Source organism: Empedobacter sedimenti (assembly GCF_030005555.1).
Lineage (GTDB): Bacteria > Bacteroidota > Bacteroidia > Flavobacteriales > Weeksellaceae > Empedobacter > Empedobacter sedimenti.
Genome location: NZ_JASCQG010000011.1, coordinates 1 through 14,051, shown reverse-complemented (window position 1 = coordinate 14,051; position 14,051 = coordinate 1). Strand labels below are relative to the sequence as shown.

11 protein-coding genes and 1 tRNA gene are annotated in these 14,051 nt (G+C 32.7%); 5 read left to right on the top strand and 7 right to left on the bottom strand.

Going from position 1 to position 14,051, the window contains the following annotated elements; translation table 11 throughout:
• Window positions 1-9: 9 nt before the first annotated feature.
• The 4 genes from QHG34_RS11010 to QHG34_RS10995 all read right to left on the bottom strand — a co-directional run bounded on the left by QHG34_RS11010 (window position 10) and on the right by QHG34_RS10995 (window position 6,672).
• Window positions 10-3,876: a TIM-barrel domain-containing protein gene (locus QHG34_RS11010; RefSeq protein WP_282630248.1), complete on the bottom strand. Its 3,867-nt coding sequence runs from the start codon at window positions 3,874-3,876 to the stop codon at window positions 10-12.
• Between the two features lie 136 nt (window positions 3,877-4,012).
• On the bottom strand, window positions 4,013-5,065 hold the full coding sequence (locus tag QHG34_RS11005) for an NAD(P)/FAD-dependent oxidoreductase (RefSeq protein ID WP_282630247.1): 1,053 nt from the start codon (window positions 5,063-5,065) through the stop codon (window positions 4,013-4,015).
• Between the two features lie 148 nt (window positions 5,066-5,213).
• A tRNA-Met gene (locus QHG34_RS11000) sits at window positions 5,214-5,287 on the bottom strand.
• Between the two features lie 203 nt (window positions 5,288-5,490).
• A complete protein-coding gene (locus QHG34_RS10995) occupies window positions 5,491-6,672 on the bottom strand; it encodes a pyridoxal phosphate-dependent aminotransferase (protein WP_282630246.1) in 1,182 nt (393 codons plus the stop codon).
• 112 nt (window positions 6,673-6,784) lie between these two features.
• On the opposite strand from QHG34_RS10995, the gene tpx reads away from it, so the two are divergent.
• Entirely contained in the window at window positions 6,785-7,285 is a 501-nt protein-coding gene (gene tpx, locus QHG34_RS10990; protein WP_282630245.1) for a thiol peroxidase, read from the top strand.
• Window positions 7,286-7,361: 76 nt separating this feature from the next.
• On the opposite strand, the gene QHG34_RS10985 is transcribed toward tpx, so the two are convergent.
• Together QHG34_RS10985 and QHG34_RS10980 are read right to left on the bottom strand one after the other, a co-directional pair.
• Entirely contained in the window at window positions 7,362-8,252 is an 891-nt protein-coding gene (locus tag QHG34_RS10985; RefSeq protein WP_282630244.1) for a 3-hydroxybutyryl-CoA dehydrogenase, read from the bottom strand.
• A gap of 185 nt (window positions 8,253-8,437) precedes the next feature.
• Complete coding sequence (locus tag QHG34_RS10980) at window positions 8,438-9,442, bottom strand: Gfo/Idh/MocA family protein (RefSeq protein WP_282630243.1); 1,005 nt, start codon at window positions 9,440-9,442, stop codon at window positions 8,438-8,440.
• A 70-nt stretch (window positions 9,443-9,512) separates the two neighbouring features.
• Here QHG34_RS10980 and QHG34_RS10975 point away from each other — a divergent pair, with 70 nt between their 5' ends.
• Window positions 9,513-10,160, top strand: coding sequence for a protein-L-isoaspartate(D-aspartate) O-methyltransferase (locus QHG34_RS10975; protein WP_282630242.1), 648 nt, complete (start codon window positions 9,513-9,515; stop codon window positions 10,158-10,160).
• A 50-nt stretch (window positions 10,161-10,210) separates the two neighbouring features.
• On the opposite strand, the gene QHG34_RS10970 is transcribed toward QHG34_RS10975, so the two are convergent.
• Window positions 10,211-10,681: a PepSY-like domain-containing protein gene (locus tag QHG34_RS10970; RefSeq protein WP_282630241.1), complete on the bottom strand. Its 471-nt coding sequence runs from the start codon at window positions 10,679-10,681 to the stop codon at window positions 10,211-10,213.
• A gap of 116 nt (window positions 10,682-10,797) precedes the next feature.
• Between QHG34_RS10970 and QHG34_RS10965 the strand changes: the two genes are divergently transcribed.
• From QHG34_RS10965 to QHG34_RS10955, 3 genes are all read left to right on the top strand, one after another.
• Window positions 10,798-11,814, top strand: coding sequence for a threonine aldolase family protein (locus tag QHG34_RS10965; protein WP_282630239.1), 1,017 nt, complete (start codon window positions 10,798-10,800; stop codon window positions 11,812-11,814).
• Window positions 11,815-11,929: 115 nt separating this feature from the next.
• Complete coding sequence (locus QHG34_RS10960; protein ID WP_282630238.1) at window positions 11,930-12,517, top strand: hypothetical protein; 588 nt, start codon at window positions 11,930-11,932, stop codon at window positions 12,515-12,517.
• Window positions 12,518-12,560: 43 nt separating this feature from the next.
• Window positions 12,561-14,018, top strand: a complete 1,458-nt coding sequence (locus tag QHG34_RS10955) for a hypothetical protein (RefSeq protein ID WP_282630237.1) — start codon at window positions 12,561-12,563, stop codon at window positions 14,016-14,018.
• The last annotated feature ends 33 nt before the right edge of the window (window positions 14,019-14,051 follow it).

Sequence of the window (14,051 nt, the reverse complement as noted above, 5' to 3'; positions counted from 1 at the left end):
CTACTATATTTATTTAAATACTTGCTTTGAATTTAGGTTTTTATCAACCAAATAACCATCAATTGGTTTTAAGTTGAATTTTACATTTTTCTTTGCTTTCAGTTTGATCACAAATAATTCTACAGTTCCTTCTACGAAAGGTTTTTTACCAATATTTACAAAAGTTGGGTACAAAGATTTAGAACCATTTGTATGTAAACGATCATTTGTCAAGTTTTCCATTTCTTTCATATTAATTGCCTCGATGCTTACAAAGTCGTAATCCGCTTGATTGTAAGGTAATGCAAAACTTAATGCATTTACAGATTTTAGATCTGTACCTTTCACTTTAATTTCAATTGTTTCACCAGCAGAATAAGTTTGTTTTGCAGTAGAAATTGTAATGTTTCCATCTACTTTTTCTATCTTATCTTTACTTACTCCTCCGCGCATACGAACACCTACGTTAGAAATATCAAATGCATCAATCAAATTATTTTTGTTCACATCTCCATTACTCACATAACCTTCGAAATCACTATCTCCTAAACGTAAACCTGTATAATTAGTATAAGATGTCAAATCATTTGCATCAACCAATCTATCATTGTTAATATCTCCTGGAATATAACTTTCTGTTCCTGGCACTTTGAATACATATAGTTCACGACCAGAACCAAATCCTCCTACAGCATCAGTAATTTCAAATTTGATATAACGAGCTGTTGGATGATTTTTGAAGATAAACTCTTTTACTTCATCATTATTTTTCCATTCAAAAGTTCCAGCTTCAACCAACTCATCTTTACTCATTCCTGCATAAACTTTACCTTTAAGTAAATTACCATTACCACCACTTGTACGAGGTAAATATTGTAATTTATCTAACTGATTAACAGAACTTAAATCAATCACCATTTCGAAAGGTAATGCATTTACACCCCATTTTGTGTGCCACATATTTCCTTCGTCATAATCAAATAAACGATTAACTCCTTCACCTTCTTGATTTTCTGCAGAAGTATCACCTTTTAACCCTCTAATTGCATACAATAAAGGATCTGTATTTGTTTTAGAAGAAATTGATTGCCAATCCGAAACGCCATCCTTATTTACCGAACGAACTTTGAATGAATATGGTGTTTCTGCTTTTAGATTCTCAAATAACAACGAATTGTCTTTGATATAAGAATATTTTCTACCCTCAAACTCTATTTCGTAATAATCTGCATTATCCTCTTTTTTCCAGCTTGGCGTTAATGTATAAGCTGTTTTATCTTTATCACTTATCGCAACTTGTTGAAGTTTAGCCAAACTACCAGTATGTTTTAAAAACTTATTTTCAGGTTGATAAACGTATCCATCAATCAGCACATCAATTGGTGTTGTTGTAATATCAACTTGTGAAAGGTTAATTTTGATTTGAGGATTTTTGATGATTTCAACTTTAGAAAACTCAGTATTTGGTGTCGAAAATTGATTTAGGTTTGGCTGAGCATCATAAAAGAAAACATTTGTTTTTGAATTGAATTCTTTCACCGAACTAACCTCAGTTAATTTCACTTTTTTTCCTCCAATTTTTACGTCAATTTTCTTTGGTTTAGCAGTTGTATTAATTCTAAACTCTGTTGATTTATTTTTTACAAATCCTTTATAATTTCCTTCAGTTGCAAGAATCTTAATCGAAGCTTTTTGCCCATCTAAACTTTGTTCAATCTTCGTTTTAGTTCCTTCGCTGTATTTATAAGCCTCTGTTGTTCCATCATCATCATATTCTGTAAACGACGAATTTCCGAAAGGATAAACTTCGTAAATACGATGATTTTGGTTGATTTCGTGTACATTATTACTTGGATTTGCAGTCGGAATAATAGCACCACGTTTTACAAAAACAGGTAATTTCCAGATTGGCGCATCATAATTGTTTACAATTTCGTTTCCTTCGTATTCATCTCCAGAGAAATAATCTACCCAATTTCCTTCAGGTAAATAAATTCCGTTTCTTATATCATTTCCTTTATCATCTGCTTTTGTTGCTTGATAAATTGGCGCAATAAGAAAAGACGAACCATATAAATATTGATATTGCGTAGAAGTTCCTAAGGTATACTCGTTTGGATATTCTAAGAACATCGCACGAATCATTGGCAACCCATCTACAGCTTCTTTTGAAATACTGTACGAATAAGGCATCATCTCTGATTTTAACTTCAAATACATTCTATTAATTGATGTATAAGGCTCTCCCAATGCATGTGGATATTTCTCATTTCTTCCCCAACCATCCATGTTCAATTCCATTGGTGTAAAGGTTTTCCACTGAAAGTCACGTGTATTAACATCAGTTTTCATTCCTCCGAAAATTCCATCTACATCTGATGTAATATTTGGCTGACCTGATAATCCTGAACCAATATAAGTAGGAATATGAAAACGAATATATTCCCAAACTCCACCTGTTTGATCCCCAGACCAAATAGTTGCATAACGTTGCGTACCAGCCCAACCATCTAACGAAATAATAAAAGGACGAGCATTATTACCATAGTAAGGCATCGTTTTTCCAACGTCAGTTACACCATTTAATCCGAATGAATATCCGTATCCTACCCAGGCTACGTCAGTTTTTAGTACTCTAACACCTGCATCTCTTACTTCTTTTACAATATCACGTTGCAATAAAGCAGAAATACTATCTTTTGGATGAAGATCAGATTGTGTCCAAAGACCAATTTCTACACCATTTTTACGCGCATAATCTCCAAAGGATTTTAAATTCTGAATATTCCCATCTAAAGTTTCTGTTTGACCATAACCAGCTCCATAACCATCATTTGGCAATACCCAACCCAAAGGCATATCGTGTTTTTTGTAACGATCGATTACTGCACGAGCAGAAAACTGGTAATTATTACCCAACTCGCCATTCAACGATTCTTTAATTCCTGTTTTATCTTTTTGGCTTTCCTTATATTTTTTACCATCTTCAAACAAAATTCCTTTTTCATCTTCTTTCCAATAATCTCTATTGTAAGCATTCAAATGACCTTGATAAAATCCAAATTTTGGTAATAAAACAGGCTCTCCTGTTAATTGGTAAAAATCTTTCAACAAATCAACTGGCTTTTCATTAACCATAAAGAAGACGTCTAAATAATTTTCCTCATGCGAAAGATTTACGATTCCTTTATCTTTTGCTCCAAAATCATATTTACCTTTTTTGAAAGTGTACCACATCATCCCATAACCATTTGTTGACCAATAAAAAGGCGTAGGCGAAGCCACTCCTCCATCTGTCCAACTATTTTGATTTTCGATAGAAATGATTTTTCCTTTATGCGAAAAACGTCCGTTCTGAACCCCTCCTCCATAAAAATATTCAGAAGGATTTTCTTTTAAATTTAAAGTAACTGATTTTTCATCAAATCGAATTGGCTTAATCGATTCAACAACCGTTTGATTTGTTTTTTTATTGACAATTTTAAACAATGAAGATGCTTTATTCATTGTTACAGTAATTTGATCCGTTGAGATCACTACATCGCTTCCATTATCTTTAACCGAAAGATTTTCTATTTTTTGACGAGGTTGATCTACTAGAATATTTGCCTGAGGTTTTGCTTCTGGATCGCGAATAATTCCACCATGTATATCTTGAAATAATCGAAAAATATTACTTGTATAAAAATCGAATGTCAAACGTTGATTATCTTCAAAAATAACTTCAACTGTTGATGAATTGATTTGCTGAACTTTTGTGATTTTCTTTGCAACAGACTGTTCTGTAACGTTGTTTACTTTTGGTTGTTGCGCAAAAGAATAAGTCATAAAAAAAGGAAATGACAACGCATAAATAAGTCGTTTGTCTTTCAACAATTTTAGAAAATTTTTCTTCATGTATTTATTTTTCTTGTGTGAGTTTTGACGAAAAATAAATATAGAAAGATCCTTTTAAAGAAGGAAAATAAAAAATAAAAACCTTTTACGCAAAACGTAAAAGGTTTAAAAAATATTTCTATTTATTTAGTTAAAATTAGTCAATTGCTTTGACAACCGCTTTTTCGGCTTCTTTTCTTGTCCCATCGAAACCATCAACCCCAGAAACGGTTGTGTATTTTAAGACAAATTTTTTCCCAGGATTCATTCTATTGTAAACAGATTGACACATTAGCGTTGCTTCGTGGAAACCACATAAAATCAACTTCAATTTTCCTGGATAAGTATTGACGTCACCAATCGCGTATATTCCTTCAATATTCGTTTGATAATCTAACGCATTATTTACTTTGATCGCATTTTTCTCAATCTCTAATCCCCAATTTGCAATTGGACCTAATTTTGGAGAAAGACCAAATAAAGGAATAAAATAATCTGTTTCAATCTCAAAGGTTTCACCATCTTTCTCAATAACCAAACCTTCTACTTTTCCATCACCTTTAATTCCTGTAATTTCGGCAGGAGTAATTAAATTAATTTTCCCTGCTTTTTTCAATTCAATTACTTTATCAACAGAATCTAACGCACCACGAAACTCATTTCTTCTGTGTACCAACGTAACTTCTGCAGCCACATCAGCCAAGAAAATTGACCAATCTAATGCAGAGTCTCCACCGCCAGCAATCACAATTTTTTTATCACGGAACAATTCAGGGTTTTTCACAAAATACTCTACTCCGTTTTCTTCGTATGCTTCTATATTTTCAATAATTGGTTTACGAGGCTCAAAAGATCCAAGACCACCCGCTATCGCAACCGCTTTTCCGTGTATTTGCGTTCCTTTATTTGTTGTTACAATAAAAGTTCCGTCTTCTTGTTTATCTATTATTGTTGCTTGCTCATTTAATGTAAAACCTGGTTCAAATTGTTTGATTTGCTCCATCAAATTATCAATCAATTCTCCAGCTCCAACAGAAGGATAACCAGGAATATCAAAAATTGGTTTTTTGGGATACAATTCTGTCAATTGTCCTCCAGGCTGAGGAAGTGCATCAATAATATGACATCTCATTTTTAATAAACCTGCTTCGAAAACGGCAAAAAGACCAGTTGGTCCAGCCCCGATTATAATTATATCTGTTTGAATCATTTTTTTGAATTTTATTTAGAACGTTACTAAATTGAATGCAAATTTAATGAATTAGAAAGGATTAATCGATGATTATCATCAGAAGTCTAATAATATTTATTGATAATAAAAAAGACAAATTCGATAATGAATTTGTCTTTTGAAGTTGTAGCGAAGAGCAGAATCGAACTGCCGACCTCAGGGTTATGAATCCTGCGCTCTAACCATCTGAGCTACCTCGCCTTGTTTTTAGTGGTGCAAATATAAGAGGTTATTTTCGATTAAAACAAATCTTTTTTGAAATATTTTCAATAAAAAGTCGCTTAAATAGGCTAATCAATTGAAATTCATTAAAATTAAAATCACATTTTTTTAAAGAAAATATCATCCACAAAAAAATCCTCAAGCAAAACTTGAGGATTTTGATATTTTATCTGCTTTTCTACTTACGCTAAAGCATTTTTGATACGTGTCATTGCTTCTTTCAACTCTTCTACAGACGCAGCATACGACATACGAATACAATTTTTAGATCCGAAAGCCGAACCAGAAACAACCGCAACTTGCGCATGCTCTAATAAATATAAAGCCAAATCATCTGCATTGTTAATTGTAACGCCATTATACGTATTTCCGAAAGTTGCCGTAACATCTGGGAACAAATAGAAAGCTCCTTTTGGTTCGTTTACTTTGAACGTTGGAATTTCTCTTGCCCAACCTAACATCAATTCACGGCGTTCTGCAAATGCATCAACCATATATTTAACTGAACTTGGATCTGCTTCTAAAGCCGTAATTGCTGCACGTTGCGCAATAGATGTTGCTCCCGAAGTCACTTGTCCTTGTAATGTTTCGCATGCTTTTGCTAACCAAGCTGGCGCTCCAATGAAACCGATTCTCCAACCTGTCATCGCGAAAGCTTTTGCTAAACCATTTACAGTTACTGTTTGGTTATAAACTTCTGGGAAAGATGCTATCGAAACATTTTTTTCTCCATAAACAATGTGCTCATAAATTTCGTCCGAAATAATAATCACATCTGGATATTTTGCTAAAACCTCAGCCAAACCTTTCAATTCTTCTCTTGTATAAACTGATCCTGACGGATTACAAGGAGATGAATAAATAATAGCACGTGTTTTATCTGTAATTGCAGCTTCTAATTGCGCTGGAGTAATTTTGAAATCAGCTTCTAAAGTTCCTTCTACAAAAACTGGCGTTCCTCCTGATAATTCTACAATATCTGAATAAGAAACCCAATAAGGTGTTGGAATAATTACTTCAGTTCCTTCATCTACAATTGCTTGTAAAACATTATAAATAGATTGTTTTGCTCCTGTAGAAACAACAACCTGGTTTGCTGTATACTCAATATTGTTATCACGTTTAAACTTCTTACAAATCGTTTCCTTCAAATCTGCATACCCAGCAATTGGTGGGTATCCCGAATAATTTTCGTCGATTGCTTTTTTAGCAGCCTCCTTAATAAAATCTGGCGTATTGAAATCTGGTTCTCCAATACTTAAACTAATCACATCGATTCCTTGTGATTTTAATTCTCTTGCTTTCGCAGACATTGCAATAGTTGCAGATGGTTTCAAATTTTGTAAACGCTTTGAAAGTTGCATAATATTTGTGTATTATTTGTAATGTAACAATTTATTGTTGCGAAGATACTTTTTTCTCCGTAGAATTTTGTTACATTTAATCATTAAAAATATAGAATCAAAACAAAAAATTATGTCTGAAATTACATTCAAAGGAAATCCTATTCATACAGGCGGAGATTTACCAACAGTTGGTGAAAAAGCCCCAAGTTTTGCTTTAACAGCAGGAGATTTAAGCGACAAAACATTGGCTGATTATGCAGGAAAAAATGTTGTTTTAAATATTTTCCCAAGTGTTGACACTGGTGTTTGTGCACAATCTGTACGAACTTTTAATAAAGAAGTTTCTTCTGCTCCAAATACAGTTGTATTATGCATTTCGAAAGATTTACCTTTCGCTTTATCTCGTTTTTGTGCTGCCGAAGGTTTGGATAATGTAGTCACTTTATCTGATTTCAAAAATGAAGAATTTGCAAATGCTTATGGTGTAAAAATGGTTGATGGACCATTAAATGGTTTATTATCTCGCGCAGTTGTGGTGATTAATCCTAATGGAGAGGTTGCTTACACTGAGCAAGTACCTGAAATTGGTCAAGAACCTGATTACACTCACGCTTTAGCTGCAATTAAGTAATCAAAATAGTTTTCAAAATAAAAAGCGTTACCCGAAAAGTAACGCTTTTTGTTTTGACTATTTTGTGTAAGATAAATTACTTTGCAAACTGAGCTGCTAATTTTTCTGCTTTTTTAGATTCTGAATAATCATAGAATCCTTCTCCAGATTTCACTCCTTTTTTACCAGCAGTTACCATGTTTACTAACAATGGACAAGGTGCATATTTAGGATTTTTGAATCCGTCGTACAATACTTCTAAGATTGATAAGCAAACATCTAAACCAATAAAATCCGCTAATTGTAATGGTCCCATTGGATGAGCCATACCTAATTTCATTACTTCGTCAATTTCTTTCACGCCCGCAACACCTTCATATAAAGAATAAATTGCTTCGTTAATCATTGGCATTAAAATACGATTGGCAATAAAACCAGGATAATCGTTCACTTCAACCGGAACTTTTCCTAATTTTTCTGACATTTCCATAATCGCTTTCGTTACTTCGTCTGTTGTATCGTAACCGCGAATAATTTCGACCAATTTCATCATCGGAACTGGATTCATGAAATGCATTCCAATCACTTGTTTTGGACGACTTGTAACAGATGCGATTTTTGTAATCGAAATAGAAGAAGTATTTGACGCTAAAATTGCATTTGCAGGCGCAGCTTCATCAATTTGTTTGAAGATTTTCAATTTCAAATCTAAATTTTCTGTTGCTGCTTCTACAACTAAATCCGCATTTTTCACAGCTTCCGCAGTATCTGTAAATGTTGTAATATTATTTAAAGTTGCTGTTTTATCAGCTTCTGTAATTTTTTCTTTAGCGATCATACGCTCCAAATTTCCAGCGATTGTTTTCAATCCACGGTCCAAACTATCTTGAGAAACGTCAACCAAATTCACTGCAAATCCTGATTGTGCAAAAACGTGAGCAATTCCGTTACCCATCGTTCCAGCTCCAATAACTGTAATGTTTTTCATCTTTTTGTATGTTTGTTTTTATTATTTTTTTTCGAGATTCGAAACTCGTTTTGCGAAATTTGACTTTTGGGATGAGAAGCTGAAATGAATTCAGCTAGACAAACTTCCGTCATTCTGAACTTGTTTCAGAATCACATCATATTTTTTTCGAGATTCGTTTTGCGTTTTACGAAATTGTACTTCGATTATTCCTTTTCGATTGTTTGATTTTTGATGACTTGTTGCTCTTTTTCAAAATAAGCAATAATCTCCAATGCAACTTTCAAGGCATTTCGTCCATCTTGTAACGAAACTTTGATTGGTGAATTATTCACAATAGAATCCGCAAAGCTTTCTAATTCATCCAAAATTGCATTATTTGGTAAAACTTCAGGATGTTCGAAACAAATCTCTCTACGATCTCCTTTATCATTCTCCAAAATCATTGCAAACTCACTTGGATTTTCTGGCGCTTTGTGCATTTTAATAATTTCTGTCTTTTTCGTCAAGAAATCAATCGAAATATATGCATTTCGTTGAAAAACACGCATTTTTCGCATATTTTTCATTGACATTCTACTTGTTGAAACATTAACCACACAACCATTCTCAAACTCAATTCGAGCATTTGCAATATCAGGCGTATCACTAATCACCGAAACTCCAGACGAATGAATTGATTTAATTTCTGATTTTACAATCGATAAAATCACATCCAAATCATGAATCATCAAATCCAACACAACAGGAACATCTGTTCCACGCGGATTAAATTCTGCCAGACGATGCGTTTCGATAAACAATGGTTCTTCGATAAAAGGCGCAGCCGCTGTGAATGCAGGATTGAAACGTTCTACGTGTCCAACTTGCGCTTTCAGACCTTTTTCATTTGTCAATTTCAACAAATGATCTGCTTCTTCTAAGGTATGCGTAACTGGTTTTTCGATAAAAAAATGTTTATTTTTTTCGATCACTTTCAATGCAACTTCATAATGTGATAACGTTGGTGTCACAATATCAACAACATCAACAGCATCAATTAATTCGTCCATCGAACTAAAATATTTATACCCAAATTCAGCTTCTACTTTCTTTCCATTTTCTTCAAAAGAATCAAAAAAGCCAATTAATTCGTATTTTTCCGATTGATTTAATAACTTTAAATGAATTTTCCCAAGGTGTCCTGCACCTATCACTCCTACTTTTAACATTTGGTAGATTTTGGGTTAAAATTAATGAGAATTAGTTGTATTTAATGCATTTTTGTAAAAATTTTGGAACATGCCAGTAGACGATTTTAAACATCAAGGAAGACGAAAGATGTTGGTTGATTTGTTAAGTTCGAAAGGAATTGAAGATAGAAAAGTCTTAGAAGCGATCAATATTGTACCTAGACATTTGTTTTTAGACAGTGCTTTTGTAGAATTTGCTTACCGTGACGAAGCCTTTCCTATTGCGGCTGGACAAACCATTTCGCATCCTTTTACCGTTGCGTTTCAAACTCAACTATTAGACGTTCATCCAAACGAAAAAGTATTGGAAATTGGGACTGGATCTGGATATCAAACAGCTGTCTTGGTAGCTATTGGCGCAGAGGTTTTTACGATTGAACGTCAAAAAGAATTGTTTGATTTCTCTAAAATTATTCTCAAAAAAATAAATTTAGAACCGCGCTATCAAACGTATGGTGATGGTTACAAAGGTTTACCTTCTTTCGCTCCTTTTGATAAAATTATCGTAACAGCTGGAGCTCCTGAGATTCCGAATGATTTGTTACAACAACTAAAAGTTGGCGGTGTGATGGTAATTCCTGTTGGAGAAAAATCACAACAAATGATTGTGATCATTAGATTAGATGAAGAAAAATATGAAAAATACGAATTTGGTGATTTCAAATTTGTACCAATGCTAGAAAGTCGAGATAAATAGAATTCAACAAAAAACTCCAATTAAATATTTATTGGAGTTTTTTTATCTAGTTAAGGTAAACGCTCGATAAATTCACCATTTTTATTGAATTTTAAATCAATATCGTGTGCTAATTCTACGATAAATCCTTCTTTGATTCGTTCAATTTTTTCAATCGTTTGATTTTTATACGCTTTAGAAATATAAAGCTGAATTGATTGATGAATAATATTTGCTGGGAAAATATTTTTTCCCGTTTTCTCAATTGATGTCCAATTACCTACTTTATCAAAATCAATTAAAAACTGTTCATCTAAATTAACCTCGTAAATTGAACCATCTGGTTTTAACGGTTCAAATTGATTAACTTCTTTTACACTAAATTGATTAAAATTAGTTTTCAAAAAATTATTCATTTGTGTTGATAAAACAGTTTGATCAACTTTACTTAATTCATAACTAATTCCGTCATCACTTTTACAAGCAAAAATGAATAATGTAAAACTAAAAGTTACAACAATTGGTAAGATAATTTTTTTCATTAGAACAGATCATCAATTACGCAGTAATGCGCTTATATGTTTTTCAAATTTATCAAATAATATGATATCTAAACAAGTATAATGGTATAATTTTACATAAACAAAAAGTATATATTTTGAAAAAACATAGCTTTAAAAACGATTATAGCGAAGGCGCTCATCCAGCAATTTTGCATCGATTAATCGAAACAAATTTAGTGCAAACTGATGGTTACAGCGAAGATGAATTTTGTAACGAAGCAAGAGAATTAATCCAAAAACATTTAAAAAAAGATGCTGCAATTCATTTTGTTTCTGGCGGAACACAAGCAAATTTGATTGTAATTTCTTCTATTCTAAAACCACATGAATCTGTAATTTCAGCAGAAAGTGGGCATATTGCTGTTCACGAAACTGGCGCGATAGAAGCAACAGGACATAAAGTAAATACCATTGCGACCGATGATGGTAAAATTGCGCCAATACAAATAGCGAAAACTCTACAAACACACACGGACGAGCATATGGTAAAGCCAAAATTGGTTTATATTTCTAATTCTACGGAAGTTGGAAGTGTTTACACAAAAAAGGAATTGCAAGCACTTTATCATTTTTGCAAAGAAAATAATTTATATCTTTTTGTTGATGGCGCGCGTTTAGCTTCCGCTTTAACCTCTCCAAAATGTGATTTAACCTTAGAAGATATGGCGAATTTATGCGATGTATTTTATATAGGTGGCACTAAAAACGGTGCATTGATTGGAGAAGCCATTGTGATAAATAATCTAAAATTGGACGAAGATTTTCGTTATCATATCAAGCAAAAAGGTGGAATGCTGGCGAAAGGACGTTTGATTGGAATTCAGTTTTTTGAATTATTTAGAGATGAATTATTTTTCGAGATGGGAAGACACGCGAATCAAATGGCAGAAAAATTAGCAAATGCAATTTCAGCAAAAGGTCACAAGTTTTTGACAGAACCATCTTCCAATCAGATTTTTCCGATTTTACCAAATAAAATTATCGAAAAACTACAACAAGATTTTGAGTTTTATATTTGGCAAAAAACAGATGAGAAAAACTCTGCTATAAGGCTTGTGACCTCGTGGGCAACAACAAAGGAAAGTGTAACAAACTTTATTAATCAACTATAAAAAATTCCACTAATTAAAGTGGAATTTTTGTTTAAATTAAATTTTAACATATTGAATATGCAATAATTATAATAATTTACTAATTTTGCACTAACCTATAATCTAACCTACTGCTATGCCTAAGCTAGTAAGAAATATTTTTTTTCTTATCTTAACTTTGTTAACATTTTCCTATTCTAAAGGAGAAAACATTGTTAATAGGGCATCTGATGTTAATACTCAACAAGACTCACTTAACGATTCATCAAATAACAACAAAAGCACAATTGTTACTGGAAAAATTTTTGTAAAAAAAGGAACTACTATATCTTACAAAACAAATAGTCCTGAAAAATTGGAAATTGTTGTTATAAACAAAAATGAAAATCATTCTAAAAAACCTGATTTAAAGAAAGAAAAAGCCTTAAAAAAAGAGGTAAAACTCGTAAAGGTTTTAAATACTAGTAAATCAAAACAAGTTCAAACAACGTTTTATTTACCTTACGAATTACCTTCAATCTACAATTCTAATAACTTAAAAAACTTTGCTGTTGTTTCTTCTCAAGACTCAATAAGAAAGATTGCGACAAAGACTAAATCAATTGTCGAAGAAATCGTTTTTACGGAAGAAACGAAAACAAAAATAAATACAACCTCATTATCAGTTATTCAAATTGGTATTTATAAAACTTATGGTATTCGACCTCCTCCCTTTATAGGATAATACGAAATCAATTTAATAAATACTCAATTTAATAATTATATTAATGAAAAAAAATCTATACCTATTTTTTGCACTTTTACTTGGAATAGTAGTACAAGCGCAAAACATCAGATACCTTGGAAGCACAAAAGTTACTTTATCTGGAACTACACAGGCATCATCTTTAAACTACACTATACCAAATGGTTCTAATAGAATTGTAATTGTCTCTTTTGATACCGAGAGAATACATTCTTATAATGGAGGAGATAATCATATTACTTCAAATTTTAAAGATGGGACTAGTTCTGCAAACTATGATTCTAGATTTTTCCCTTTTAAAATAGGCTCAAAAACAGCTACACCTTTAGCCAACTCGTACAACTTTAGTTGTAGATGTCCTACTGCTACTGCTTCAAATGCAACCCTTACTAATTACTATACATCATACTATTTAACTGAAGCTGATGGTATACCAATTGGTAATGTTAGCTTTGACTGGTCAGGAATATACAGAGGTAGACCAAATGCAGGAGATGAAATGTCAGTTGTTGTAACTGTTTTTGAAAATGTATCAAGCAATTTAGTACCTAAAGTTGTCGCTTATTATGGCCCTGTACCTGGAGGAAACAATACTGCTACAATTACCACTTCAAGCGCTGGACGAACACCAAATCCAGTCCAAGTTGGTAGAACAGCTGCTGATAGAATGTTTTTATCTGGAGCAACACTATCAAAAGACGAAAGCATCTCTAACACATCTAGCCCTAGTACTTGGATACAAATAGATAATTTCAGAATCACAAATAGTGGCGGTCCTAATCTTGGAAACACTTATACAAATTATATATCATCTAGTGCTCCAAATGAAGCAGATGGTATGTCAGTTCGTTATGATTACGCTACCAACTTCTTAAATATTCCTAACTATTCAGTAAGAAGAAGTGATGGTTCTGCAGTTAATAATTATAAAGCAACTATGATTGCTCTTGATCCTTTAGCTAAACCTTCTATTAGTGGTACAGTATACTTTGATTCAAATGGTCCAAGCGAGATATTTGGTTCAGGAAATAATGCAGGAGGAAGCTACGTTAATTTAGTTGACTCTAACGGAAATCTAGTTTATTCAGCTCCAGTATCATCTAACGGAACTTACGTTATACCTGTAGGTTATACAACGGAAGGACAAACATATTCTATACAACTATCTAAGAATACAGGAGTTATTGGACAACCAGCTCCAATTACTGAGTTAAATCAAGGTTGGTCTTATGTTGGAGAATCTGCAAATACTTCTGGAAATGATGGGACTCCTGACGGAAAAATAACAAATATCCTTGCTAACTTATCTAATTTTACTGCATATAATTTTGGAGTTAATAAAACGAATGATAATGATGGAGATGGTATTACTGATGATGTTGATTTAGATAATGACAATGATGGTATTTTAGATGCGACAGAAATGTATTGTGATCTGTATGTTGTCAAAATAAATGAGACACCTCTTGCTAAAAATTAAGAGAGTGTTTGGTTTATAAATTTATTATTTTTT

What these genes read in the sequence shown, in the direction of transcription:
- QHG34_RS11010 (WP_282630248.1), bottom strand. Translation starts at nt 3,876, where the DNA reads ATGAAGAAAAATTTTCTAAAATTGTTGAAAGACAAACGACTTATTTAT.
- QHG34_RS11005 (WP_282630247.1), bottom strand. Translation starts at nt 5,065, where the DNA reads ATGATTCAAACAGATATAATTATAATCGGGGCTGGACCAACTGGTCTT.
- QHG34_RS10995 (WP_282630246.1), bottom strand. Translation starts at nt 6,672, where the DNA reads ATGCAACTTTCAAAGCGTTTACAAAATTTGAAACCATCTGCAACTATT.
- tpx (WP_282630245.1), top strand. Translation starts at nt 6,785, where the DNA reads ATGTCTGAAATTACATTCAAAGGAAATCCTATTCATACAGGCGGAGAT.
- QHG34_RS10985 (WP_282630244.1), bottom strand. Translation starts at nt 8,252, where the DNA reads ATGAAAAACATTACAGTTATTGGAGCTGGAACGATGGGTAACGGAATT.
- QHG34_RS10980 (WP_282630243.1), bottom strand. Translation starts at nt 9,442, where the DNA reads ATGTTAAAAGTAGGAGTGATAGGTGCAGGACACCTTGGGAAAATTCAT.
- QHG34_RS10975 (WP_282630242.1), top strand. Translation starts at nt 9,513, where the DNA reads ATGCCAGTAGACGATTTTAAACATCAAGGAAGACGAAAGATGTTGGTT.
- QHG34_RS10970 (WP_282630241.1), bottom strand. Translation starts at nt 10,681, where the DNA reads ATGAAAAAAATTATCTTACCAATTGTTGTAACTTTTAGTTTTACATTA.
- QHG34_RS10960 (WP_282630238.1), top strand. Translation starts at nt 11,930, where the DNA reads ATGCCTAAGCTAGTAAGAAATATTTTTTTTCTTATCTTAACTTTGTTA.
- QHG34_RS10955 (WP_282630237.1), top strand. Translation starts at nt 12,561, where the DNA reads ATGAAAAAAAATCTATACCTATTTTTTGCACTTTTACTTGGAATAGTA.